Annotated in this window: 24 protein-coding genes; 8 read left to right on the top strand and 16 right to left on the bottom strand. The window is 64.4% G+C overall.

Going from position 1 to position 25,005, the window contains the following annotated elements:
* Positions 1–93 precede the first annotated feature (93 nt).
* The 4 genes from G4D79_RS14155 to G4D79_RS14140 form a co-directional block, all read right to left on the bottom strand.
* Positions 94–810, bottom strand: coding sequence for a helix-turn-helix transcriptional regulator (locus G4D79_RS14155; RefSeq protein ID WP_081558179.1), 717 nt, complete (start codon positions 808–810; stop codon positions 94–96).
* Positions 811–836: 26 nt separating this feature from the next.
* Positions 837–2,270: an amidase gene (locus G4D79_RS14150; protein ID WP_099698615.1), complete on the bottom strand. Its 1,434-nt coding sequence runs from the start codon at positions 2,268–2,270 to the stop codon at positions 837–839.
* A 152-nt stretch (positions 2,271–2,422) separates the two neighbouring features.
* Positions 2,423–3,730, bottom strand: coding sequence for a serine hydroxymethyltransferase (gene glyA, locus G4D79_RS14145; RefSeq protein ID WP_003945195.1), 1,308 nt, complete (start codon positions 3,728–3,730; stop codon positions 2,423–2,425).
* A gap of 76 nt (positions 3,731–3,806) precedes the next feature.
* A complete protein-coding gene (locus G4D79_RS14140; RefSeq protein ID WP_099698616.1) occupies positions 3,807–5,003 on the bottom strand; it encodes a DUF885 domain-containing protein in 1,197 nt (398 codons plus the stop codon).
* Between the two features lie 172 nt (positions 5,004–5,175).
* Here G4D79_RS14140 and coaA point away from each other — a divergent pair, with 172 nt between their 5' ends.
* The gene (gene coaA / locus G4D79_RS14135) at positions 5,176–6,108 is read left to right on the top strand and encodes a type I pantothenate kinase (RefSeq protein WP_003945270.1); all 933 of its coding nucleotides are present in this window, start codon (positions 5,176–5,178) and stop codon (positions 6,106–6,108) included.
* 6 nt (positions 6,109–6,114) lie between these two features.
* On the opposite strand, the gene G4D79_RS14130 is transcribed toward coaA, so the two are convergent.
* On the bottom strand, positions 6,115–6,882 hold the full coding sequence (locus G4D79_RS14130) for an isoprenyl transferase (RefSeq protein ID WP_003945211.1): 768 nt from the start codon (positions 6,880–6,882) through the stop codon (positions 6,115–6,117).
* A gap of 172 nt (positions 6,883–7,054) precedes the next feature.
* Here G4D79_RS14130 and G4D79_RS14125 point away from each other — a divergent pair, with 172 nt between their 5' ends.
* Positions 7,055–7,723: a hemolysin III family protein gene (locus G4D79_RS14125; RefSeq protein WP_003945269.1), complete on the top strand. Its 669-nt coding sequence runs from the start codon at positions 7,055–7,057 to the stop codon at positions 7,721–7,723.
* On the opposite strand, the gene G4D79_RS14120 is transcribed toward G4D79_RS14125, so the two are convergent.
* From G4D79_RS14120 to mca, 3 genes are read right to left on the bottom strand one after another with little or no spacing between them, the layout of a single operon-like run.
* Entirely contained in the window at positions 7,690–9,717 is a 2,028-nt protein-coding gene (locus tag G4D79_RS14120; RefSeq protein ID WP_099698618.1) for a thioredoxin domain-containing protein, read from the bottom strand. The two genes, G4D79_RS14125 and G4D79_RS14120, sit on opposite strands and share 34 nt — an antisense overlap.
* 19 nt (positions 9,718–9,736) lie before the next feature.
* Complete coding sequence (locus G4D79_RS14115) at positions 9,737–10,051, bottom strand: hypothetical protein (protein WP_007726381.1); 315 nt, start codon at positions 10,049–10,051, stop codon at positions 9,737–9,739.
* Positions 10,048–10,926 (bottom strand): mycothiol conjugate amidase Mca, encoded by an 879-nt coding sequence (gene mca / locus G4D79_RS14110; RefSeq protein ID WP_007726383.1) that lies wholly within the window; start codon positions 10,924–10,926, stop codon positions 10,048–10,050. The genes G4D79_RS14115 and mca overlap by 4 nt, the downstream gene beginning before the upstream one ends.
* A 303-nt stretch (positions 10,927–11,229) precedes the next feature.
* Between mca and G4D79_RS14105 the strand changes: the two genes are divergently transcribed.
* The gene (locus G4D79_RS14105; protein WP_007726384.1) at positions 11,230–11,655 is read left to right on the top strand and encodes a DUF4307 domain-containing protein; all 426 of its coding nucleotides are present in this window, start codon (positions 11,230–11,232) and stop codon (positions 11,653–11,655) included.
* 227 nt (positions 11,656–11,882) lie between these two features.
* Positions 11,883–12,377 carry a transcription elongation factor GreA gene (gene greA, locus G4D79_RS14100; RefSeq protein ID WP_007726385.1) on the top strand — a complete coding sequence of 165 codons (495 nt, stop codon included), beginning with the start codon at positions 11,883–11,885 and terminating at the stop codon, positions 12,375–12,377.
* Between the two features lie 88 nt (positions 12,378–12,465).
* On the opposite strand, the gene G4D79_RS14095 is transcribed toward greA, so the two are convergent.
* Positions 12,466–13,566: a bifunctional lysozyme/C40 family peptidase gene (locus G4D79_RS14095; RefSeq protein WP_003943296.1), complete on the bottom strand. Its 1,101-nt coding sequence runs from the start codon at positions 13,564–13,566 to the stop codon at positions 12,466–12,468.
* Between the two features lie 205 nt (positions 13,567–13,771).
* On the opposite strand from G4D79_RS14095, the gene G4D79_RS14090 reads away from it, so the two are divergent.
* Positions 13,772–14,017, top strand: a complete 246-nt coding sequence (locus G4D79_RS14090; protein WP_153211881.1) for a hypothetical protein — start codon at positions 13,772–13,774, stop codon at positions 14,015–14,017.
* Positions 14,014–14,808, top strand: coding sequence for an FAD:protein FMN transferase (locus G4D79_RS14085; protein WP_099698619.1), 795 nt, complete (start codon positions 14,014–14,016; stop codon positions 14,806–14,808). The genes G4D79_RS14090 and G4D79_RS14085 overlap by 4 nt, the downstream gene beginning before the upstream one ends.
* 6 nt (positions 14,809–14,814) lie before the next feature.
* On the opposite strand, the gene ilvA is transcribed toward G4D79_RS14085, so the two are convergent.
* The 3 genes from ilvA to G4D79_RS14070 form a co-directional block, all read right to left on the bottom strand.
* On the bottom strand, positions 14,815–15,978 hold the full coding sequence (gene ilvA, locus G4D79_RS14080) for a threonine ammonia-lyase (protein ID WP_223304414.1): 1,164 nt from the start codon (positions 15,976–15,978) through the stop codon (positions 14,815–14,817).
* A gap of 135 nt (positions 15,979–16,113) precedes the next feature.
* Complete coding sequence (locus tag G4D79_RS14075) at positions 16,114–17,286, bottom strand: cystathionine gamma-synthase (RefSeq protein WP_007728802.1); 1,173 nt, start codon at positions 17,284–17,286, stop codon at positions 16,114–16,116.
* A 44-nt stretch (positions 17,287–17,330) separates the two neighbouring features.
* On the bottom strand, positions 17,331–18,716 hold the full coding sequence (locus G4D79_RS14070) for a cystathionine beta-synthase (RefSeq protein ID WP_003943292.1): 1,386 nt from the start codon (positions 18,714–18,716) through the stop codon (positions 17,331–17,333).
* A gap of 71 nt (positions 18,717–18,787) precedes the next feature.
* Between G4D79_RS14070 and G4D79_RS14065 the strand changes: the two genes are divergently transcribed.
* Positions 18,788–19,759, top strand: coding sequence for an SGNH/GDSL hydrolase family protein (locus tag G4D79_RS14065; RefSeq protein ID WP_073512646.1), 972 nt, complete (start codon positions 18,788–18,790; stop codon positions 19,757–19,759).
* Positions 19,760–19,880: 121 nt separating this feature from the next.
* Positions 19,881–21,098 carry an acetyl-CoA C-acetyltransferase gene (locus tag G4D79_RS14060; RefSeq protein ID WP_019744600.1) on the top strand — a complete coding sequence of 406 codons (1,218 nt, stop codon included), beginning with the start codon at positions 19,881–19,883 and terminating at the stop codon, positions 21,096–21,098.
* Positions 21,099–21,164: 66 nt separating this feature from the next.
* Here the strand turns inward: G4D79_RS14060 and G4D79_RS14055 are convergent, their stop codons facing one another.
* The 4 genes from G4D79_RS14055 to G4D79_RS14040 all read right to left on the bottom strand — a co-directional run bounded on the left by G4D79_RS14055 (position 21,165) and on the right by G4D79_RS14040 (position 24,980).
* Positions 21,165–21,920, bottom strand: a complete 756-nt coding sequence (locus G4D79_RS14055; protein ID WP_058037251.1) for an enoyl-CoA hydratase/isomerase family protein — start codon at positions 21,918–21,920, stop codon at positions 21,165–21,167.
* A gap of 120 nt (positions 21,921–22,040) precedes the next feature.
* Entirely contained in the window at positions 22,041–22,889 is an 849-nt protein-coding gene (locus G4D79_RS14050) for a Bax inhibitor-1/YccA family protein (protein WP_020970268.1), read from the bottom strand.
* Positions 22,890–23,083: 194 nt separating this feature from the next.
* Positions 23,084–24,220, bottom strand: coding sequence for a class I SAM-dependent methyltransferase (locus G4D79_RS14045; RefSeq protein WP_058037252.1), 1,137 nt, complete (start codon positions 24,218–24,220; stop codon positions 23,084–23,086).
* Positions 24,221–24,293: 73 nt separating this feature from the next.
* Positions 24,294–24,980, bottom strand: coding sequence for a nitroreductase (locus G4D79_RS14040; RefSeq protein WP_003943290.1), 687 nt, complete (start codon positions 24,978–24,980; stop codon positions 24,294–24,296).
* Between the last annotated feature and the right edge of the window lie 25 nt (positions 24,981–25,005).

The raw sequence follows: 25,005 nt of genomic DNA, 5'->3' as shown, positions 1-25,005 counted from the left end.
CGGTACTGCGGATCGGACACTCGCGCCACGGAACGAGCCGCACATCTGGTGAACGCCAGGTAACAAAATGCCACTCGTGTGATTCAGCGTCACTCAGGACTCGATCAGACCCCACTTGGCGGCGCGCACCGCTGCCTGAACCCGCGAATTGGTTCCGGTCTTGACGAAGATGTTCTCGAGATGGGTGGCGACGGTGCGACGGCTGACGAACAACTCCTCGGCGATCTCGACATTGCCCGCGCCCCTGGCCACCAATTGCAGTACTTGAATCTCCCGTGGGCTCAGATGGACACGATCGAGCGCCACCTGGTCCCCCACGACGCGCGAGCAGGCTGCGCTGGACGCCGCCACCACCTCCCGTACGCGATCGACGACGCCGGAATCCGCGAAGCTCATGTGCAGCAATCCGGTCACCTCACGGCCGGAGAACCCCAATGCGACCGAGGCACCCTCGGCGTACCCGGACGGCCGCAGAACATCGGTGACCATCTCGACCTGCTCGAATCGTGGCACGTCCTGCCAGAACACGGGCACGCCCGAAGCCTCGCGAATGATGCCGAAGAGATTGCGATCGGCGACGAAGTCGTCGAGCAGGAACTCGAGCACCCTGTCGTCGTATCCGGAACTCGCCAGAGCCCGATGCCTTCCGCTCGACGGGTCTCGGTACGTGACAGCCGCAGCCGAGTACGCGAGTCCACGTGCGCGGAGTTCTTCGGCGCACAGGCCGAGAATGCCGTACGCCCCGGCCGCCGGCGATCGCGGCGCGAACATGTCAGGTCCAGCGCCGCGATCAGGCAGTACAGACGTCATCACACCAATCTAACCAATCGTGTGAGCTAGGCCACGACCAGTGAATCGGCCGGCTTCTTGTCCGCCCACGGACGTGCCGCTTCGAAGTTCGCGGCAGTCCGCAGGACCAGTGCGTCCCGGCGGTGACGTGCGGCGATCTGCAGCCCCACCGGTCGACCGTCGGCGGTGAATCCGGCGGGCACGGTGATCGCCGGATTGTTGAGCATGTTGTACGGGTAGGTGAAGAGCCAATCGAGCAACTGCTCACGCAGCGACGCACCCTCGAGCCACGACGGCGCGAACTGACCGAGCGGGAACGTGGCCGAAGCCAAGGTCGGCGAGACCAACACGTCGTAGTCGTTCATGAACGCGGTCCACGTGTCCCACATGACGCCGCGGAATGCGTCGGCCCGCCCGACGTCGACACCGGTGAGCCGCTCGGCCTCGTGCATGATCTCGATCAGGTTGTCGTCGACCTCGCCGCGCTGGTTCTCCCAGTCGAGCAAGTCGTATTCGGAAGCGAAACCGGGAACCCAGATGCCGTTCCACATCGACTCCGACGGATTTCCCCACTGCGGGGTCGCCTCGGTGATCCGGGCACCCAATTCCTCGAATGCCGACAACGCGTCGAGACACACCGCCAGCACCTCCGGATCAACATGGCCGAGACCGAGATTCGTCGACCACGCGACGCGAAGCCCCTTCACGTCACCCTTCGCCGCTTCGACGTACGAGGTCTCCGCACGCTCGATCGAGAGCGGATCCGCATTGTCCGGCCCGGCCATGATGTCGAGCATGAGCGCGTTGTCGGCGACGGTCCTGGTGATCGGACCGTGGTACGCCCAGTTGTAGAACCGCCCGGCCAGAATGGTCTGCGGAATGACGCCGGTGGTCGGTTTGAGCCCGACGACCCCGCAGAGTGCCGACGGGATACGCACCGATCCGGCGCCGTCACTGCCCTCGGCAAGTGGCCCGAGGCCTGCAGCCACGGCAGCCGACGCACCGCCGCTGGACCCGCCCGCGCTGTTGCCGAGCTTCCACGGGTTGTGCGTCGGCCCGTACAGGTGGTTGTCCGTGCCACCGTAGTAACCACTTTCGGGAGTGTTCGTCTTTCCCAGGAACAGTCCGCCGGCGCCTCGCAGCCTGTCCACGACGACGGCATTTCCCGTCGCGATGTTGTCGGCCATCGGCTTCATCCCGAACGTGGTCGGCAGCCCGTCGACTGCCGTCAGATCTTTGATCGTGAACGGAACGCCGTGCAGCGGGCCGAGCTTCTCGCCCGCTTCCTGTTGCCGTGAGAGTTCGGCCGCATCGCGCGTCACCTGCTCGCGATCGAACTGCACTATCGCGTTGATCGACGGATTGACGGCGTCGACGCGCTGGATCATCGCTTCGGCAATCTCGTTGGGCGAGAGACTGTTCGACGCGACCGACGCCGCCATCTCGGTAGCGGAGAGCCAATGCAGATTCTGTTCGGTCATGGGGTTTCCTTCGCCGGAGGGGTGATGCTCTCAGGCTAGGAAGCACCGAACTCGGCCACCATCGGTCATGTGACCGATGCCACAATCCGCGACTGGCAAAAAACCAGCGGCCCGGCCCCTAAAAAGGGACCGGGCCGTCGGTGAAGGAATTCCTAGACGTTCTTGCTGAGCAGGCCCCAGTTCTCGAGACCGTCGTACAGCGGAAGGTCGAGGGCGAGCTTGGCGACGCGCGCACGCAGCGCCGGCAGATCCGCGTTGCCGGCCAGAGCGGTACCGATGATGTCGGCGACCTCGGTGAACTCGGCATCGCCGAATCCGCGAGTGGCCAACGCTGCGGTACCGATACGCAGACCGGAGGTGGTCATTGGCGGGCGGGGATCGAACGGAACAGCGTTGCGGTTGACCGTGATGCCGATTTCGTGCAGAAGGTCCTCACCCTGCTGGCCGTCGAGCTGCGAGTTACGCAGGTCCACGAGCACGAGGTGGACGTCTGTGCCGCCGGTCAGGACGCTGATGCCCTGGTCTGCGACGTCCTTGTTGCCCAGACGCTCGGCAAGGATGCGCGCACCGGAAAGGGTGCGTGCCTGACGATCCTTGAACTCTTCACCGGCAGCGATCTTGAAGGTGACTGCCTTGGCCGCGATGGCGTGCATGAGCGGTCCACCCTGCTGACCGGGGAAGACAGCGGAGTTGAGCTTCTTGGCCCACTCTTTCTTCGCCAGGATCAGGCCCGAACGCGGACCACCGAGGGTCTTGTGGACGGTCGAGGAGACGACGTCTGCGTACGGGACGGGCGACGGGTGCAAGCCTGCCGCAACCAGTCCGGCGAAGTGAGCCATGTCCACCCACAGGTACGCCCCGACCTCGTCGGCGATCGCACGGAACGCCGCGAAGTCCTGCTGACGCGGGTACGCGGACCAGCCGGCAACGATGACCTTCGGCTTCTCGGCGAGGGCGATCGAGCGCACCTCGTCCATGTCGATGCGGTGATCTTCCTTGCTGACGCCGTAGGACGCGACGTCGTACAACTTGCCGGAGAAGTTGAGCTTCATGCCGTGCGTGAGGTGACCGCCGTGTGCAAGGTCGAGGCCGAGCAGCTTCTCACCCGGGTTCATCAGTGCCATCAGAACAGCAGCGTTGGCCTGTGCGCCCGAGTGCGGCTGAACGTTCGCGAACTCTGCACCGAAGAGTTCCTTCGCACGGTTGCGCGCCAGATCCTCGATGACGTCGACGTGCTCGCAACCGCCGTAGTAACGACGTCCCGGGTAGCCCTCGGCGTACTTGTTGGTCAGGACGCTGCCCTGAGCCTGCAGAACCGAGCGGGGAACGAAGTTCTCCGACGCGATCATCTCGAGCGTGTCGCGCTGACGAGCCAATTCACCAGCCATCGCCTCGGCGACTTCGGGGTCGAGTTCGGCGAGTGATGCAGAGTTGACGTCGGAGCCGGGCACAGCGGTCATCGAGGAATCTCCAAGCTGGATGCGGAAACGAATGCGTCCAGTCTACGAAGTTCGCTCCCGCCGTCTCCACCCGGCACTAGGCAGCACGCAGAGAGCTGGGGACCAGCGGCTCGTCGAGCAGCCTGCGGAAGCGTTCGGTGCGCTCCGCGCCCACCGGCACCTCGTCCAGCCAGCCCCCGAGCAGCCGGTATCCCTCGACATACGTGCTGGTGTATGCCCGCCACAGCGGCGAAGACAGGAACTTGAGCGATTGGCGAGCGCGTTCCGGCGTCGACAGCGACCACCGTTCGAGGAACAGCGCCACGTCGTCGAGGCTGCGCCCCTCGTCGTGCAACATCAGCGCCGCATCCTGCCGGACACTCAGCAGTTGCCCCGACGCGGCGGAGAGCCGTTGCGCCTTTTCCCCGTCGAAAGACAAGCCGAGATCGGCGTAGATGTCCTGCGCCCACAAACCCCAGTCCGGGCCGACAATCGCTTCCAGCGCCAAATCCGCGAGGCCTTCGGCCATGATGCACTGCGGCGTGTTGACCAGGAACAGTGTCTGCTCGAGCTGGCCCGAACCGACCAGACCGGCTTCCTTACGGCAATGCTCGGTGTGATGGCCGGGGTAGGACTCGTGCGCGATCAGCCGCGGCAGGTTGGCCATGAACTGCGGCAGATCCGAATTGATCGCAACCTTGGAGCGGTAGTCACCGAGGTAGTAGTTGAAGCCGGACCACGGCTTGTCCCCCACCACTTCGTATTCGACGGTTTCCGACGCGGGAAGCCCGAACGTGCCGCGGACCAGATCGCGCAGCGCACTCGACATTGCCTCGACGCATTCGTTCAGTTTCGCCGCGGGGATCTCGTCGGCCTTGCGATGGGCCTGCACCCGCTCGGCCAACGGTCCCGGACCGGGCAGAACTTCACCCATCAACCGGTGAGCGTCGCTGTAGGCGTCCTCGTTTCCCTTTTCGATTCGGACGTCGAAGTACGCCTCGACCTCGTCCACGAAGCCGATGTCCTCACCCGCGAACTTGCGCCCGGAGCATTCCAGGGCGCGAAGGTGCACGTCGACGAAGTGGGAGCGTTCGGCATTCAGACCACTTCCGGCCAACTCGCCCCGCAATTCACGTGCCGTGCGGGCAAGTTCACGCGGATCGGGCTTCGGGGCGCTCTCGATCTGCTTACGCAGCACCGGGTCACCGGTGAACGCATCGACGAACCCGTCTTCGAGACGGTCGAAACCCAGTCCGAGCAGCAGGTATTGGCGAACAAGTGTGTCTGGATCCATAACCACCGAGCCTAGTCGCTCGCTCCGGAATGCCACCCGGCGAAAGTCCCGGACGTGGCACCGAGCACAATCCGACTATGCACTCGGATCGTGCGCACACGCGCCTGGCTTGCTCGCATAGCTGTTTCGTCCGCCGGGCCCCGGGTTCACTACATGCCGGTGAGCTGGGCTGATGGCGCGCACCAACGAATCGAGTCCCTACGTCGAGTTCGACCGCAAGCAGTGGCGAACACTGCGTAAGTCGACGCCACTGGTGTTGACCGAGGACGAGTTGTACGGCCTGCGTGGTCTCGGCGAGCAGATCGATCTCGAAGAAGTTGCCGAGGTTTATCTCCCCCTCGCACGTCTGATCCACCTGCAGGTGGCGGCACGCCAACGACTGTTCGCGGCCACCGCGACCTTCCTCGGCGAGAAGCATCCCGATCGTCAGGTGCCCTTCGTCATCGGTGTCGCCGGTTCGGTCGCGGTCGGAAAATCCACGACTGCTCGTGTGCTGCAAGCTCTCCTGGCCCGCTGGGATCACCATCCGCGCGTCGACCTCGTCACCACGGACGGATTCCTCTATCCGACCAGGGAACTCCAGCGTCGGGGCATCATGCACCGCAAGGGTTTTCCCGAAAGCTACGATCGCCGCAAGCTGTTGCGCTTCGTCACCGAAGTCAAGTCCGGGGCGGAAGAGGTAGCGGCGCCGGTCTATTCGCACACGTCGTACGACATCATCCCGGGCCAGTACCACCTGATCCGCCAGCCCGACATCCTCATCATCGAGGGCCTCAACGTCCTGCAGACCGGCCCGCGTCTGATGGTCTCCGATCTGTTCGACTTCTCGATCTACGTCGACGCCCGCATCGAGGACATCGAAGCCTGGTACATCCAGCGGTTCCTCGCGCTACGCAACACGTCGTTCGCCGATCCGAACGCTCACTTTCACCACTACTCCGGCCTCTCCGACCGTGACGCGACCATCGCGGCGAAGGAGATCTGGAACTCGATCAACCACCCGAACCTGGTGGAGAACATTCTCCCCACCCGCCCCCGCGCAACCCTGGTGCTGCGCAAGGACGCCGATCACACGATCAACCGGCTGCGACTGCGCAAGCTCTGAGACGGCTCAGGCGCCGAACCGGCGGTGGCGCGCCGCGTAATCACGCAAGGCTCGAAGAAAGTCGACTCGACGGAACTCGGGCCAGTACGCCTCGGTGAACCAGATCTCCGAATAGGCGCTCTGCCACAACAGGAATCCGGAGAGCCGCTGCTCGCCGGAGGTGCGGATCACCAGATCCGGATCGGGCTGTCCCGACGTGTACAGATGCCCGTCGATGCCGTCGACCGTGACGGCCTGGATCAGTTCGTCGCCGCTCAGACCCGCACCGATCTTGTCGCGCAGGAGCGATTGGACGGCGTCGGCGATCTCCTGACGCCCGCCGTATCCGATCGCGACGTTGACATGTGTCCCGGTTCGGCCGCTCGTCCCCGCCGCCGCTTCCCGCAAGCGCCTGGACTGCTCGGGAGGCAGAAGATCGAGAGCACCGACGATCTGCACACTCCAGTTCTTGCCGGGCCCGGAGATCTCTTCGACGACGTCGGTGATGATTTCGAGGAGGGTGTCGAGCTCTTCCGGCTCGCGGCGCAGGTTCTCGGTCGAGAGCAGGTAGATGGTTGCCATCTCGATTCCGGCGGCGTCGCACCACTCGAGCAATTCGGCAATTTTGAGCGCGCCCATGCGGTGCCCGTGACTGACATCGGTGAAGCCGTTCTCGCGAGCCCATCGCCGATTTCCGTCACACATCACGGCTACGTGCCGTGGGTGCGCGAGACCGTCGAGATGACTGAGGAGTCGTCGCTCGTAGATGCTGTACAGCAGTCCGCGCAGATTCACCGTGACATCACCATGGTGTCAAAGACTACGCCCGGCAGTGACAGCCACATGCGAGCGCCGTCACGCTTTTTGTACGCGTCGAAAACCCGCAGGTAGGTTATGCTACTGATGCGTAACCTACGGTACCGTAGGTTACGCGGTTCGCAACAGTACGGAACGAGAGGGGTTGCACATGACGGCATTCGGGCTCGACGAGCTTCCGGTCAAACCACGCATGCGCGGTTGGATCCATCTGTGGGCGCTCGGTGTCTCCGTCGTCGCGGGCATCGTTCTCGTCTCCGTAGCCGGCGCTCAGGTCGGCGCCAAAGCGGCTTGGGCAACCGCGATCTACAGCGTCACGATCTGCGGCCTCTTCGGCATCAGTGCGACGTATCACCGCATCCAGTGGCAGACGGTCAAGGGCCGTACGTGGATGAAGCGTGCGGACCATTCGATGATCTTTCTCTTCATCGCCGGCAGCTACACACCGTTCGCCATGCTCGGCCTCCCGACTCACACCGGCAAGATCATCCTCGCGATCGTGTGGGCAGGCGCGCTCGCCGGCGTCGCACTCAAGATGCTCTGGCCCACCGCCCCGAAATGGGTGGGAGTCCCGCTCTACCTGCTCCTCGGTTGGGCGATCGTTCCCGTGGTCGGTGAACTGACGCACCAGGTCGGTGTGGCGCCGATGGTGCTGCTGCTCGTCGGCGGAATCTTCTACAGCGTCGGCGCAATTCTGTACGCGACGAAATGGCCAAACCCGTGGCCCACGACGTTCGGGCATCACGAGTTCTTCCACGCCGCGACGGTCGTCGCAGCGATCTGCCACTACATCGCGGTATGGCTCGTCGTGTTCAACTGACTCGCCAGTTCCACCACCGTCGTCACCGGCCGATCACACACGAATCCCCGACAGATGTACGCGGCTTCACCTCCGTCGACGAGGGGTCGATCTGCAAGCAGCGGTGAAGAATCCGGCGCTCCGCCGACAACCACTGCACCACCCGGGGCAAGCAGCCGGGCATAGGCCAACAGCGAACCTTCCCCGACGACGGCCACCTGTATCGGACCACGCAACGACGCTTCCGCCACCGCGAGCCAGTGCCCCGCCGAGCGAGGCGCACGCTCGAGCGGCAGCGTGGCCCTCGCCAGCGCGTCCGCCGCGGCCTGGGCGTAACGAGAAGAGCGCTCGGCATCGGTCGACGCCGCTGCGGTCAACAGAGCCTCCGCGACGCTCGACGCACCGGACGGCGTCGCGCCGTCCAACGGGTCTCGGGGCCGAGTCACGAGCGACTCCGCGAAATCGGCCGTGTCGAACCAGCTTCCCGGCTCGGCCGGATCAGCGAAGTGGTCGACAGTGACGTCGAGCAACTGCTGCGCCGCATCGAGCCACCGCGCCAATCCCGTTGCCTGGTATAGAGCCAGGAGGCCGGTGGCCAACATTGCGTAATCCTCGAGCACGCCCGTCGGGGCGCCGACAGCCCCGCCGAGGGAAGCGCGACGCAAGTGACCGTCCACCAGGTGAAGGTCGAGAAGAGCGCCTGCGCACTCGGCCGCCGCGGTGATCCAGTCGGGTCGGTCCAGGGCAAGTCCGGCTTCCGTCAAGGCTGTGACGGTCAGCCCATTCCAGGCCGTCACCACCTTGTCGTCGCGGCCGGGCTGTGGACGCTGAGCCCGGACGGCGCGTAGAGCGTCGGAGACCGTCTGCCAGCGCGACCAGTCGTCGGGGTCACGGAGCAACTGCAGTACCGACGCACCCTCTTCGAAGGTTCCGGTATCGGTGACCCGGAACAACTCCGACGCCCACTGCCCGTCCTCCGCGCCGAGAATCTCGACCAGCTGCGTCGGCGTCCATACGTACGTGAGGCCTTCGACGCCGTCGGTGTCGGCATCGAGAGCCGAAGCGAAGCAACCGTTCTCGGTCAGCAGATCGGAGAGCAGGAACCTTGCGGTCTCCTCGGTGACGCGAGTGGCGAGGTCCGATCCGGTGCGCCGCGCCCAGTGCGCGTAGAACCGCAGGAGCAGCGCATTGTCGTAGAGCATCTTCTCGAAGTGCGGAACCACCCACTCGGCATCGACCGAGTACCGCGAGAAACCGCCACCCAACTGGTCGTAGATCCCGCCACGTGCCATTGCTTCGGCGGTGCGCTCGATGCCGCCGAGGATCTCGCCCGAACCCGTTCGCTCGTACTGTCGGAGCAGCCCCTCCAGTAGTGCCGACGGTGGAAACTTCGGTGCCCCGCCGAATCCCCCGCGCGGGACGTCCTCGTCGCCGAGGATCGACCGGCCCGCCGCGTTCAGCAGCTCGGCGTCGATGGGTGCTCCGCCGTACGGAATCCCGCCCGACGCGCGCTGAAGTTCCGTGACGATCGACTGCGCCGCGTTGTCGACCTCGTCGCGCCGATTCGTGAAGGTGTCGACTATCGCTTCGAGAAGCTGTGTGAACGAAGGCATTCCGCCGCGAGGCGTCGGCGGGTAGTACGTGCCGCAGTAGAACGGTGAACCGTCGGGAGTCAGGAAACAGGTCATGGGCCAGCCGCCCTGGCCGGTCATCGCAACCGTCGCATTCATGTAGACGGCGTCGATGTCGGGACGTTCTTCTCGGTCCACCTTCACACAGACGAAGTTCGCGTTCATGACGGCCGCGATCTCGTCGTTCTCGAACGACTCGTGCGCCATGACGTGGCACCAGTGGCACGCCGAGTATCCGATCGAGAGGAGAATCGGCACGTTGCGCTCGCGCGCCCACTCCATCGCTTCTTCGCCCCACTGTTGCCAGTGGACCGGATTGTCGGCGTGCTGACGCAGGTAAGGGCTCGAGGACCCACCCAGGTTGTTCCGCATCCGTGGGTCCATCGCCGCTACCTCGTTCGTCTCAGGATTCTTGCTTGGGCTTCTTCTCGGTAGAGACGTTGGGTTCCGCCGGGCTCGGAGCAGTGATAGCTCCCCGGTCGGTGCCTTCGTCTGCCTGCTGATCGAGTTCGGGATGATCCGGTTCGAACGTCTCCGGCAGCTTCTTGAGCTGGCGGTTCATCGACCGAACCAGGAGGATCACACCGATGAGCAGCGCAAGAATCACCAGCAGGCCGACCGGAGAGGACTTTCCGAACTCCGGGCCGGATGGATTACTCGGGGTCTGAGCAAGAAATTGTGTGGTGCCGAGAACTACCTCGGCGGACAGAGCATTCACTTCTGAGCGTCCTCTTCGAGACCTGCGAACAGGTCGGTTTCCGGAATGGACGTGGTGACCCGCGTCTTGGCGAGCTCGAATTCCTCGGTGGGCCAGATCTTCTGCTGAATGTCGAGCGGCACAGCGAAGAACGAACCGTTGGGATCGATCTGCGTCGCGTGTGCGCGCAGAGCATCGTCACGCTGGGGAAAGTAGTCGCCGCACGTGACCTGAGTGGTCACCCGGACCATCATGTCGCCGCGTTCGGTCTTCCACTTCTTGAGCCAGTCCGCCATCGGGAACGGCTCACCGCGACGCTCGTACTCCTCCTGGAAGAGTTCGAGGCGCTTACGGATGAATCCGTGCGAGTAGTAGACCTTCTTGATTTCCCACGGCTGACCGTCCTCGGGGAAGTACTCGGGATCGGCGGCGGCTTCGTAGGCTGCCATCGTCACCTCGTGGCACCGGATGTGATCCGGGTGCGGGTATCCGCCGTTCTCGTCGTACGTCGTGACGACGTGGGGACGGAACTCGCGAATCACCTTGACCAGAGCGCGCGTCGACTCTTCGAGCGGAACGAGGGCGAAGCACCCTTCGGGCAGCGGCGGAAGAGGGTCGCCCTCGGGAAGCCCGGAATCGACGAAACCGAGCCAGCGCTGCTTCACGCCCAGGATGCGAGCGGCCTCGGCCATCTCCTCCTGGCGAACTTCGCTGATTCGATCGCGGACACCGGGAACGTCCATGGCCGGGTTGAGAATGTCGCCACGCTCACCCCCGGTGAGCGTCAGGACCATCACTTCGTGGCCTTCGGCTGCATAACGGGCGGTGGTGGCCGCACCCTTGCTCGACTCGTCGTCGGGATGGGCATGGACGGCCATGAGCCGGAATCCGCTCACGTGTTCGTTCACCTCAACTTCACCTGTAGCCGTTGCCGGCAGTTCACCTGTAGCCGTCACCGGCAGTTCACCTGTAGCCGTCACCGGCAGTCTTCGAATCACACGCTGTGCACCGCTCGGATTACTCCGGGCCGTTGCCGTCAAACGTACCGACTGCCGACAAACCTACCGACGGCGCGACGGGATACGTCCTCTATAGTTCCACCCGAGAGTTCCTGGCGCAGCCGTGACCCCTTCGGTAATCCGGCGGGACACAGTCAGTTGCTGCACGACACGCGAACTCGAGTCTTCGAGAGCAGAGTGATGAGCAAACCGCTTCCCCAAGATCGGTACCCGAGCACAACTCGCACGGGCAGTCCCCGCAAGTGGATGGTGTGGGCTCTGACCGCTCTCGTCATCGTCGTAGGCGGCGGAATCGCGTACTACGCGTACGGAAAATTTGCGGTCAAGGAAATCGAGACCGAGACCATCTCGTTCGACATCGCCAACGACTCCACGGTGAAGATCCGTTTCACCGTCACACGCGACGACTCGTCGCGTGAAGCGATGTGCATCGTGCGCGCACGCTCGAAGGACGGCTCCGAAACCGGTCGACGTGAGGTCTACGTCCCGTCGTCGGAACATCAGACCCTCGAGTTCAACACCGAGGTCAAGACGTCCCAGCCGCCAGGCATGGCCGACGTCTACGGCTGCAGCTTCGACGTTCCGGAGTACCTGACCAAGAGCTGACCTCGGGACGCACCCACCCTGCCGGACGTTTGACGCCGGACAGGGCGGGTAGTCATGCGTGATAGAATTGCCCGATACACGGTTCCGGGTGGAACCGTGTATTGCTGCATTGACGCAAGGTTTGACGGCAAGGTTGCATCCCTGGTGGTGCTTCTGTGTCGTTGTTCGCTGCTGTTGCAGCGATCGTCGAGGGAGCCCCCGGCTCCGACTACTAGGGAGTGATCGAGATGACCGAGACCCAGGTGACCTGGCTTACCCAGGAATCACATGACAGGCTCAAGAACGAACTCGACCAGCTCATCGCCAATCGCCCGGTCATCGCCGCCGAGATCAACGAGCGTCGCGAAGAGGGTGACCTGAAAGAGAACGGCGGCTACCACGCTGCCCGCGAAGAGCAGGGTCAGCAGGAAGCCCGCATTCGCCAGCTCCAGGAGCTGCTGAACAGCGCAAAGGTCGGCGAGGCCCCCACTCAGTCCGGTGTCGCACTGCCCGGATCCGTAGTCAAGGTCTACTACGACGGCGACGAGAGTGACACCGAGACGTTCCTGATCGCTACCCGCGAAGAAGGCGCACGTGACGCCAAGCTCGAGGTCTACTCGCCGAACTCACCGCTGGGCGGCGCGCTGCTCGAAGCCAAGGTCGGCGACACGCGTGAGTACAACCTGCCCAACGGCAGCACCATGAAGGTCACGCTGCTGAGCGCGGAGCCTTACCACAGCTGATCGGCTGTACCAGCTCTGAAAAGAAGCGCCACCCGACTCGGTCGGGTGGCGCTTCTTGCTCTGTCGGCGCTCGCTGTTTCCTGCCCACTCACACCACGCGGCGAGCCTTCATGCCGGCGAAGATCGGGCCGACCTTCACCACGTCGCCGAACGTGGGTGCGTGAAGCATCTGACCGTTGCCGACGTAGATCGCCACGTGGCCGGGGCCGCCTGCCTGCCAGTTGCCGAACAACAGGTCACCGGGCTGCGCCTGATCCAGCGGGATCTCGACGCCGACACCCCACTGCGTCTCCGAGGTCCGGGGCAGAGTCACCCCGGTGGCCGCGTGGATCGCGTACGACGTCAGCCCCGAGCAGTCGAACCCGCCCATCGACGGCCCGTTGATGTTTCCGCCACCCCACACGTACGGCAATCCGAGAAACTTCAGACCGGCCTCGACGACGCCGCCCACCGCTGCGGCGAGGTTGTTGTAGTCGAAGGGCGCAAGCATCAGGGCGAACGAGTCCTGCAACGATTTGATCTGGGCGACGAACGGAGCGGCGACCGCCTGCTCCGCAGGAACCTCGCCCGACTTGTCTGCCGGAACGCCGCCCGCTTCGCGAACTGCGTCCGGCCCGACGTCGTAGGCAGCGAGCGCGAGGTCGACGGTATCGCCCTCGACCTCACCGGACTTCTGCCAGGACTGCGCTTGCTTCACGAGATCGCACAACCGGTATCCGGTTGTCATCACCGGATCGGCAACGCCCAGGATGTCCATCTTTCCGTCGCCGTCACCGTCCTTGCCGTATGCCGTCCACGCTGCGGTGGTGAAGCGGCCAGGCCCGCGCCCACCTTCCGGTGAGATGTCGGTATCGGGTCCGTACTTGAATCCGTTCTCGACCGAGTACAGCGAGGCGATCACCGCGGGCGTGATCTCCGAGCACAGAGCACCGGCCTTTTTGATCCACGGCGCGAACACTGCCACCGCTCCCACGGGCGCCAATGTCGCTCCCGGAAAGTTGGAGGGTACGGAAGGCACGATTCCCTCAGGTGTGTCCTGAGTTCGTGCCGGTCCGTTCCAGGCTGCAAGTGAGACTGCAGCATTCGAAGACTCGTTCTTCTCGACTTGTGCGGGCGCTCCGAGAGTTCCACTCATCACGCCCAGTGCGGTGCCGATCGACACAGCGATCGCCAGGACACCGACTGCCATCCGAACCTCCGATAAACCTCTGAAAATCCACGTACGTGGTCGTACCCGAAACTTGTCGGTGCGAACATCTACTCTTTCGAACATGCATTCGACACGGCTCAGTCTCGCGACTCCTGTAACCAATGTCTCATTTATCTCGGCGGGCGTTACGCAAATGACTACAGACGCCAAGGCTTTTCTCAGGTTCGGCGTGCAAGCTGAGTCCATGAGCGACGATCGGCCACGACCCGCCCGGGGACGCACTACGGTGTATCGACCCGTTCGCCTCGCCCTCGCAGCCACGGCTGTGGCGGGAGCACTCGCAAGCGGCGGACTTTCACTCGTTTCTTCTCCCACTGCCACGGCACTCGCACCGGACACGTCGGCTTCTCACACCAAGAATCCCGTAGCGAAGCGGCCCGTCGTGGTCGCCGGATTCGGAACCCCGGACGCCGTCTCCAACGGTTCGTGAGTACTCCGCGCTCGGCCTCCGAGTGGCTTACGTGGGGGGTTCAGGCCCGGGTCGTCGTCACCGACCCTGAAGTCCTTCCCTCCGCGGCCAGCCTGGTTCGCGGGTACCTCACCGCTGCCGACGCCGCCACCAATCGAGATCGTGCCGACTCCGAGATTCGTACCTATGTCAGCGCCGCGAGCAACGTCGACGGCGTCGCCGTGACCCCGATGTTCGCGCACTTCCTCGAAGACGCGTTGGCTGTCGCACGACTGACCGACGGCAAACTCACGCCGACGGCCGGGTCGGCAGACCCTCACTCCTGGTGGAAGATTCGCGTCGAGAACAACCGCGTGTACAGCCCGGACGACGTCGTTCTCGATCTGTCCGCGACGGCCCGCGCCAGTTCAGCGGACCACTGTGCCGCGTCCACTGCGACTCTTCTCGGGTGTGGCGTGCTGGTCGGCCTCGGCGGGGACATCGCGGTTGCCGGCCCGACGCCGGAAGACGGCTGGCAGATTCAGGTGCAAGACCTGCCCGGCGACCCGACCTGCCAGGTAGCACTTCCGTCCGACTGCGGGATCGCCACGGCCAGCACCGTCAAGCCACTGCACCGCGAATCGACGGCGACGCCGATGTGGCGCACGGTGTCGGTGATTGCATCCTCCTGCGCCCAGGCCGCCGCATTCAGTCGGGTTGCGGTCGGCATGGGCGGTTCGGCCATCGACTGGCTACATCAACTCGACGTACCCGCCAGGCTGGTCGACCAGGAGTACCGCGTGACGGTTCTGGGCGGCTGGCCTGACGAGTAACTCGCCTCAGTTCTGCAGTCGTACTGCGTAACCGGCGCGGTCGAAGGCCGTCAGAAGTTCCGCCTTGTTGTCCGGACCACGCGTCTCGACGGTGAGGAAGACTTCCACTTCGTCGAGTGCAAGTTCGCCACCGGTACGGGAATGGATGACATCGACCACGCTGGCGCCGTTCGCTCGAACCACTTCGAGCAACGAGACCAGTGCGCCCGGCCGATCGTCGATGGTGATGTGAACGCCGAGGAACCGTCCGGCCGCTCGCAGACCGTGCGAGATGACGTGCGTGAGAAGTAGCGGATCGATGTTGCCGCCGGAAAGCACGGCGCACACCGGCCCTGTCAGTCCCAGCTCCTCCGGAGTACAGGTCATCAAGGCCGCGACGGCCGCGACGCCGGCCGGTTCGACGATGAGCTTGGCGCGTTCGAGGCACAGCAGGAGCGCTTTGGACAGCGCTTCCTCGCTGACCGTCACCACGGCGTCGACATGGGCGGCAACTTCGGCGAACGGAACCTCGCCCGGGCAGCCAACGGCGATACCGTCTGCCATCGTGGACATCGACGCCAAGGCGGTCGGCTTCCCGGCTGCCAACGACGCCGGCCAGGCAGCCGCGGTCTCGGCTTGCACTCCGACGATGCGGACCTGCGGGCGCACAGCTTTGACGGCTGCGGCCACTCCGGCGATCAACCCGCCGCCGCCGGTGGGGACGAGGATCGTGCCGACCTCAGGCAGTTGCTCGAGGATTTCGAGCCCCACAGTCCCCTGCCCCGCCACGACGTCCTCGTGGTCGAAGGGGTGGACCAGAACTGCTCCGGTTCGGTCCGCGAATTCGCGAGCGGCCACGAGCGCTTCGTCGACAGTCGAACCGTGCAGGTGGACCTGAGCTCCATATGCCTTGGTGGCCACCAACTTCGGCAGCGGCGCACCCGTCGGCATGAAGACGGTCGACTTGATTCCCAATTCTGTTGCAGACCAGGCAACTCCCTGCGCATGGTTACCGGCACTGGCCGCCACCACGCCCGCTGCCCGTTCCTCTGCGGAAAGATTGGCAATGCGGTTGTACGCACCGCGCGGTTTGAAAGAGCCGGTGCGCTGCAGATTTTCACATTTCAAGCTCACGGCGAAGCCGGTGGTTTCGGACAACACTCGCGAGGCTACGACCGGGGTGCGTCGCATGACCGGGGCGAGCAGTTGCTGTGCAGCCTTTATCTGTTCGAGATTCACGCATGCCTCCAGAAAGTGCGCCTCCACACCCTCGTGAGGTGTGAAGGCGCACTGCAGATTCGAAGTCGAATTACTGTAGAGCGAAGATCAGGACAGCGCTTGCTCGATGTCGCCGACCAGATCGGAGGCGTCTTCGATGCCGACCGACAGGCGAACCAGATCGTCGGGAACCTCGAGAGCGGAACCGGCCGTCGAGGCGTGGGTCATCGCACCGGGGAATTCGATGAGGGATTCGACTCCGCCGAGAGATTCTGCCAGCGTGAAGATCTCGGTGCGCGAGCACAGGTCGAGAGCCGCCGCCTTGCCGCCCTTGAGGCGGACGGAGATCATGCCGCCGAAGCGTCGCATCTGCTTGGCCGCGACCTTGTGCGACGGATGCGAAGCCAGTCCCGGATAGATGACGCTGGCAACCGCGGGGTGACCGTCGAGCAATTCGACGACCTTCTCCGCGTTGTCGCTGTGACGCTCCATGCGCAGCGCCAGTGTCTTGATTCCGCGCAACGTCAGGAACGCGTCGAACGGGCCGGGAACGCCGCCGGATCCGTTCTGCAGGAAGGCAAACGCGGTGTCCAGTTCTTCGTCGTTGCAGACGAGAGCGCCACCGACCACGTCGGAGTGTCCGCCGATGTACTTGGTCGTGGAGTGCAGCGCGATGTCGGCACCGAGCTGCAGCGGCTGCTGCAGGTACGGCGAGGCGAAGGTGTTGTCCACCACGATCTTTGCGTTGCCCTCGTGGGCGACCTCGGCAAGGAGCTCGATGTCACCGATATTGAGCAGCGGGTTCGTGGGCGTCTCGACCCAGACCAGCTTGGTGTTGGACTTCATCGCCGCGCGCACCGCATCGACGTCGGACACCGGAGCCGGGGTGTACTCGATCCCCCACTGCGTGAAGACCTTGTCGATGAGGCGGAAGGTTCCGCCGTACGCGTCGTCGGGGATGACCAGGTGATCGCCCGGTCGAAGTACCGAACGGAGCAGGCAGTCGGTGGCCGCCATTCCCGAACTGAACGCTCGGCCGTAGGTTCCGGATTCGAGCGCTGCGAGGTTCGCCTCGAGTGGGCGACGGGTGGGGTTACCCGTTCGCGCGTACTCGAAGCCACTGCGCATTCCACCGACGCCGTCCTGGGCGAAGGTGGAACTCGCGTAGATCGGCACGTTGACCGCACCGGTCAGCGGATCGGGTTCGTAACCCGCATGCACCGCTTTCGTGGAGAAACCCTGCCAGCTGATGTTGTCGGCCTTGCTGCGTTGCTCACTCATGGTCCCCAGCCTAATGGCGCCGGTGCCGGCGCAGGAATCCGAACTCAGGAATCCGAACTCAGGAAACCCAGGAGATCGTGGCGCGTGATGACACCGACCGGCTTGCCGTCGTCGACGACCATGAGTGCGTCGGTGTCCCCGAGCGCCTTCGTGGCAGCCGAGACCGGCTCGCCGGAACCGATGAGCGGGAACGGCTTGCTCATGTGCTTCTCGACGGAATCCGCAAGGTGCGCACGGCCTTCGAAGACCGCGCTCAGCAGATCTCGCTCGGACACACTTCCGGCGACCTCGCCCGCCATGACCGGCGGTTCCGCACCCACGACGGGCATCTGGGACACGCCGTACTCGCGCAGGATCTCGATCGCATCGCGCAGGGTCTCCGACGGGTGGGTGTGAACGAGGTCCGGCAGCTCGCCCGACTTGCCACGCAGAACGTCGCCGACGGTGGGGACGTTGGTCTTGCCGTCGAGTGGGGTGCGCAGGAATCCGTACGACGCCATCCACTGATCGTTGAAGATCTTGGACAGGTAGCCGCGGCCACCGTCCGGGAGGAGGACGACGATCAGGGCGTCAGGACCCTCACGCTTGGCTACTTCGAGGGCAGCGACGACGGCCATACCGCAGGAACCGCCGACCAGCAGTCCCTCCTCGCGGGCGAGGCGACGCGTCATCTCGAAGGAATCGGCATCCGAGACGGCGATGATCTCGTCCGGGATGGACGGGTCGTATGCCGACGGCCAGAAGTCTTCGCCGACGCCTTCGACCAGATACGGACGACCGGTGCCGCCGGAGTAGACGGAGCCCTCGGGGTCTGCGCCGATGACCTTGACCTTGCCGCCCGAAACTTCCTTGAGGTAGCGGCCGGTGCCGGTGATGGTGCCGCCGGTGCCGACGCCCGCGACGAAGTGCGTGATCTTGCCGTCGGTGTCGGCCCAGATCTCGGGGCCGGTGGTCTCGTAGTGGCTCTCCGGTCCGCCCGGGTTGGAGTACTGGTTGGGCTTCCAGGCGCCGGGGATCTCACGGGTGAGGCGGTCGGAGACGCTGTAGTAGCTGTTCGGGTTGTCCGGCGCGACGGCCGTGGGGCACACGACCACCTCGGCGCCGTAGGCGCGCAGGACGTTGCGCTTGTCTTCGCTGACCTTGTCTGGGCAGACGAAAACGCACTTGTATCCACGCTTTTGCGCCACGAGCGCCAAGCCGATTCCGGTGTTGCCCGAAGTCGGCTCGACGATGGTGCCGCCCGGCTTCAGTTCACCCGAAGCCTCGGCTGCGTCGATCATCTTGACGGCGATGCGGTCCTTGGAGCTACCGCCAGGGTTGAGGTATTCGACCTTGGCTGCCACCGTGCCGAAGTTTTCGCCCGTGACGGACGTGAGCTTGACGAGTGGGGTGTTGCCGATGAGGTCGACGACGTGTTCCGCGATGCGCATTCGTCCATGTTCCCAGATGAAAGAAAACGGTGCGCGCGGACGTCGGGCGAAGGTGGTGCAATCCGGCTAGATTGGCAAGTGTGAGTCGAACCGGACTGAAAGCGTCGGTGGCCACGGTGGTGGCCGGATCGAGTGCAGGCACGCTCTCCTGGTTGGGCTACAACTATCTGATGTCGCAGGCGGGGGCGGCCCGCGGGGTGATCGGTCGCAATATCGCCAAGCCACCCGAGGCGGACGGGGTGTACGCACCCGGCGCCGACAACCCGGAACTCTGGTGGCGGGCCGTGCCCTTCGATCTCCACTTGATGATCTTCGGCGATTCCTCTGCGGCCGGCGTCGGCGCGCTGACGGCCTCGGAAGTACCGGGTGTTCAGGTCGCGAAGCTGCTTGCGAGTGAAACCGGGAAGCGAATCCGTTTGAGCACCAAGGCCATCGGGGGCGCCACCTCCCGCGGGTTGAGTGGGCAGGTCGACGCCATGTTCGTCGCCGGTCCTCCCCCGGACGCTGCGGTGATCCTGATCGGCGCCAACGACGTCACCGCCAAGAACGCGATTCACGCGTCGGCTAAACGCCTCGGCGACGCGGTTCGACGCTTACGCGAGAGCGGCGCCGTCGTTGTTGTCGGCACCTGCCCGGATCTGGGGGTGGTCACGGCGATCCCGCAACCTCTGCGCTCCGTGGTGCGCGAATGGGGCCATCGCCTCGCACTCGCCCAGGCGGCCGCGACCAGAAACGCCGGGGGTCATCCCGTTCCACTGGCCGACCTGCTGGCCAAGGAATTCCTGGCCTCGCCCGACACGATGTTCTCGGCCGACCGTTTCCATCCGTCCGCGGCCGGATACGAACTCGCGGCGAAGCAGATCGTCCCGGTTCTCGCGTCGGCTCTGGGTGAATGGCAGGGTGGCCCGCTACCCGAGCTCCCCCACGTTTCAGAGGCGGCGCAAGCCCGCACCGTCGCGGCCCGACTGACGGCGGCGGCAACCCAGTGGAAAGCCTTCGCGAGACGCACCAAACCTGCAGTTCAGCGCCCCGACGTCAACTGAGTGAGACTGCGTGACCACCATCTGGGAGCGGCAACGTAAATTGTAAGTCGAAGCTGCATTCAACTTGCCCTGCTCGACGGCGTTTCAAGCCGCCCTCGAGCAGTACACAAAAGGAGTTTTCATGCCCGAGGCAGTAATCGTCTCAGCAGTACGGTCGCCCATCGGCCGCGCAATGAAGGGTTCGCTCAAGGACATCCGCCCGGATGACCTCGCAACTCAGATGGTTGCCGCCGCGTTGGCAAAGATCCCCGAGCTCGACCCCACCGAGATCGACGACCTCATGCTCGGTTGCGGCCAGCCCGCCGGTCAGTCGGGCTTCAACATCGCCCGCGTCGTCGCCGTCCAGCTCGGCTACGACTTCCTCCCCGGTGTCACGGTCAACCGTTACTGTTCCTCCTCGCTGCAGACCACCCGCATGGCTCTGCACGCCATCCGCGCAGGCGAGGGCGACGTCTTCATCTCCGCCGGCGTCGAGTCCGTCTCCAGCTTCATCACCGGCAACGCCGACGGCCTCCCCAACACCAAGAACCCGCTCTTCGACGCAGCGCAGGCCCGTAGCGCCAAGCTCGCCGAAGGTGGAGTCGCCTGGACCGATCCTCGCGAAGAGGGCCTGATCCCCGACGTGTACCTGGGCATGGGCCAGACCGCCGAGAACGTCGCTTCGGCCACCGGCATCACCCGCGAAGACCAGGACCGCTGGGCAGTTCGCAGCCAGAACCGCGCCGAGGAAGCCATCGCGCGCGGCTTCTTCGAGCGTGAGATCACGCCCGTCACGCTCGCCGACGGCACCGTCGTCTCCAAGGACGACGGCCCCCGCGCCGGCACCACCTACGAGGGCATCAGCGGCCTCAAGCCCGTCTTCCGCCCCGACGGCACCGTCACCGCCGGCAATGCCTGCCCGCTCAACGACGGCGCAGCCGCACTGGTGATCATGTCCGACACCAAGGCAAAGGCACTCGGCCTGACCCCGCTCGCTCGCATCGTCTCCACCGGCGTCTCGGGCCTGTCCCCCGAGATCATGGGCCTCGGCCCGATCCAGGCCGTCAAGAACGCCCTGAAGATCGCCGGCAAGTCGATCTCCGACATCGACCTGTTCGAGATCAACGAGGCATTCGCAGTGCAGGTCCTCGGATCCGCTCGCGAACTGGGCATCGAAGAGGACAAGCTCAACATCTCCGGTGGCGCGATCGCGCTGGGTCACCCCTTCGGTATGACCGGTGCCCGTATCACCAACACCCTGATCAACAACCTGCAGGAGCAGGACAAGACCTTCGGCGTCGAGACCATGTGTGTCGGCGGCGGACAGGGCATGGCAATGGTGATCGAGCGCCTCAGCTGATCCCCTGAGCACGTCGAAAGCGGCCGCCCGGCTTCTGCCGGGCGGCCGCTTTCGTGTGGTCGGGTTTCAGGTAGTCGTGAACTTCCGAGCAAAACTCCCCAACTCGCGAATCAACTCTCGCGCAGCGTCGTCCTCACGCTGCACGGCAGCGCGAGCTTCGTCCGCCCATCCGTGACGGAGCAGTCGTTTGGCGGCAAGGACTGCCGGTCCGACGTTGGCGGCAATCTGCTCGGCGCTCTCCCGAGCACGGCTGTGAACCTCTTCGGCCGGTACGGCCACGTTCGCCAGTCCGTAGTCGGCCGCTTCGACGCCGCTGAGCCACCGCGCCGACAGGATCAGCTCGGCGGCTCGCTGCGTTCCGATCACCTTGGGCAGCAACCAACTACTGGCAGCTTCGGGAGCTGTACCCAGCGAAGTGAACGGTGCCCGCAGACGTGCGTCCTCGGCAACGTAGACGACGTCGCAGTAAAGCAGCATGGTCAGGCCGATGCCGACGGCAGCGCCGTGTACCGCGGCGATCAATGGCTTCGGGAACTCCACCAGCGCGACGATCAGCGGCGCGAATGCGTGGCCGAAGTCGGCGTTGTCTGCGCCTGGTTCGGCGAGTGCGCGTAGGTCGACGCCACTGGAAAATGCCTTGCCTGCGCCCTCGACGATCACCACGGCCACGGCTTCGTCCGACGCCGCGTCGTCGAGCGCCTTGGTGAACGCTCGAAAACCGGCTGCATCAAATGCGTTCAGGCGACTCGGATTATTGAAGGTCAGCGTTCGCACTGCTCCGGCATCCGCGACCAGGATGGGTTCAGAGGTGTTTGTCGACATTCGCTCCCCTTCGTTCCAAACCAAGCAGTTGCTAGGTATCCAAGCACCGTAACCGTCCACAGACGACAAAAGAAGGGCCCCTCGCGGGGCCCTTCTTCGTGTTACGGATCGACTCGAGAACTAGTCGTTGTTGAAGTAGCTCAGCAGACGCAGGATCTCGACGTACAGCCAGACCAAGGTGACGGTGAGCCCGAATGCGACGCCCCAGGCTGCCTTCTCGGGCGCCTGTGCGCGGATCAGCTGATCAGCGGCGTCGAAGTCGAGCAGGAAGCTGAAGGCTGCGATGCCGATGCAGACGAGGCTGAAGATGATGGCGACGGTTCCACCGTCACGCAGGCCCAGTCCGCCCTCGGTGAAGAAGCTCGCGACGAGGTTACCGAGCGCCAGAACGACAACACCGATCAACGCACCGATGATCATTCGCGTCAGACGAGGTGTCACCCGAATCGCACCGGTCTTGTAGACGACCAGCATGCCGAAGAACACGCCGAAGGTTCCGAGGACCGCCTGCGCAATCAGCATCGACGCGTCAGCGCCTTGGAGTTGGAAGGTGAACATGAACGACAGCGCACCGAGGAACAGACCCTCGGCCGCGGCGTACGCCAACACGATTGCCGGGTTGTCCATTTTGCGACCGAACGTCGCGACCAGAACCAGAACGAGGCCGACGAGACCGCCGCCGATGACCAGCGGGGCTGCGAGGTCGGCGTTGTTGTTGACCAGGAAGTACGACACCAGTGCCGAGATCGTCAGCACACCGAGCGTGATGCCCGTCTTGGTGACGACGTCGTCGATCGTCATGGCCCGCGAGGTGGGACCGGTCTGGTACGGCTCGGCCGGAGCGTACTGCGGCTGACCGAACTGCTGGGTTGCCTGCGAGGCGCCCGCCGTCGCAGATCCGAACGAGGCGTATCCGTTGCCCTCTTGCTTGGGCAGATTGCGGAACACCGGGTTGCTGGTGGTGCGCACCGTGATCATCCCTTCATCGTGGTGGCCTACGACGGGTGCGTCGCGGGTTCGCCGGACGGATCCGAGTTTCCGACACGGTCCGTGTACCTGACTAAAAGTAAAGCACTCGTAATTTACAACGTCGAAGCTTCGGTTGTAGTTCCCGGCGCATTTCCGGAAGATCAACACTCTTCGACACTCGTCCCTTTTCGATACTAGGACGGTTTGACCGACTTCATCACGATGAACTTCGCGTTCTTCGCCATCGCCTCGCTCGGACCCACCGCGGCTTTCAACGGTTCGCGATACCCCAGATGCGCGTTGTGAACAGTCCACAACTCGCCACCGGGACGCAGGACACGGCCGGCAGCTTCGAACATCTTGAGTGCTCCGCCGGTGTGGACCGCCGCGCCGACGTGGAACGGCGGGTTCAACAGAACCAGATCCGCGCTCGCACTGGGCAACGAACCCACGGCGTCGTCGCGCAGGCCGCTCACTCGATCGCCGACGCCATTTGCGGACGCAGTCGCCAGAGCCGAAGCGACGGCTGCCGAGGACTGATCCGTTGCGATCACGTGCACGTCCGGGAACTTCCGCGCGATCACCGCCGCGAGAATGCCGCTGCCACAACCCAGATCGATCACGTCGCTCAGCGGATCGACCGCAATCTTTCCGAGGTTCTCCAGGAGCAACCGGGTGCCGATGTCCAGGCTCGCACCGGCAAACACTGCGCCGTGAGCAACGACGTCGAGGTCGAATTCGTCGAGGCGTTCGGTCATCGGGAACGTGATAGCAACATCGGCCTTCGGTTCCGAAGCCTTGAGTACGCGGGACTTCTGCCGTCCACGCGAGGCGCTGACGTCGGAAAACGATTCGCCGAGAACCTTGTTCATCGCCGGGGTGATGTGCTTGTCACGCCCACCGGCGAAGACACGAACCGCCGGGTCGGCGTGGAGCGCGATCAACTGGGCGATCTCGGCAAGTTCGGCGAGGCTACGCGGCAATTGCATGAGCACGACGCGGGCGCCGCTGAGCAACTCCTCGTCCAGTCCGTGCGAGGTGAAGGCGTCACTGAATCCGAGTTCGCGCGCATTGTTCGCGAGGGCCAGCTCTCCGGTGAGCGGATCCTGGTGAACGCGCACGGCAGCGATTCCGTGCACGAGCGCAACACCGGCAGTCAGCGCACCGTAGTGATCGCCGATCACGACGACGGTGCCCGCCGGTGCCGCGGCGAGAGCGTCGGCGGCCTCGTCGAGGATCAGACGATCAGCCGCATCGACGGCAAAGAGATTGGGTGCCTCGACATCGGGGAATCGGCGCAGACGATCGAACAGTTCGGGTGTGTCGGACATGCCACCAGTCTTTCAGGTGGAACTACGCAACACTCAATCCCCCGACCAGCAGGTGATCAGTTCGACATCCCTGTCAGTTCGACATCCACTGCACGACGTTGTCGACGGTTTCGCGTTCGGTGCGGAATCCGTTCACCGGGTGGTCGGCGTCGGGGTATCCGAACGAGATCGCGCAGACAACCTTGCGAGTGTCGTCGATACCGAAATGCTCGTGAATGAACTTGGAGCTGCCCGCGAGCGCCGCCTGCGGAATGGTGGCGACCCCCAGACTCTGGGCCGCGAGCAGGAAGCTGTTCACGTACAACCCGCAGTCGACTGCGCCGTAGGTGCCCAATGCCTCGTCGGTGGTGATGATCGCGACGTGGGGAGCGCCGAAGAGCTCGAAATTCTTCATCGTCTGTGCCGCGGATCCGGCGCGGTCACCGTGCTCGATTCCGACGCTCGAATACAGCGCCATCGCGCAGTCGAACCGACGCGACTTGTAGATGCCCTGGTACGCGCGCGGGAACTCGAAGTCCGACTCCTGGGCGTTGGCCATCACGTACTCACCGAGGCCGGCGCGGAATCGCTCGGTGCCCTCCCCTTCGGTGATCGCGACCTGCCACGGTTGCGTGTTGCACCACGACGGCGTCTTCTGCGCCAGCCGAAGGATCTCCTCGATCACCTCACGTGGCACCTGACGGTCCTCGTAGGCGCGGCAGCTGATCCGGGCGTCGAGCAACGCTTCCAGGCTCGTATCCACGACGATGCTCTCGGTCATGTGTTCTCTCCTCGATCAGGCTGCA

The sequence above is a fragment of the Rhodococcus sp. WY5 genome, assembly GCF_018588185.1.
In the GTDB taxonomy this organism is placed as follows: Bacteria; Actinomycetota; Actinomycetes; order Mycobacteriales; family Mycobacteriaceae; genus Rhodococcus_F; species Rhodococcus_F qingshengii.
The sequence above is the reverse complement of the archived record's forward strand: the minus strand, read 5'-3'. Positions and strand labels throughout refer to the sequence as shown.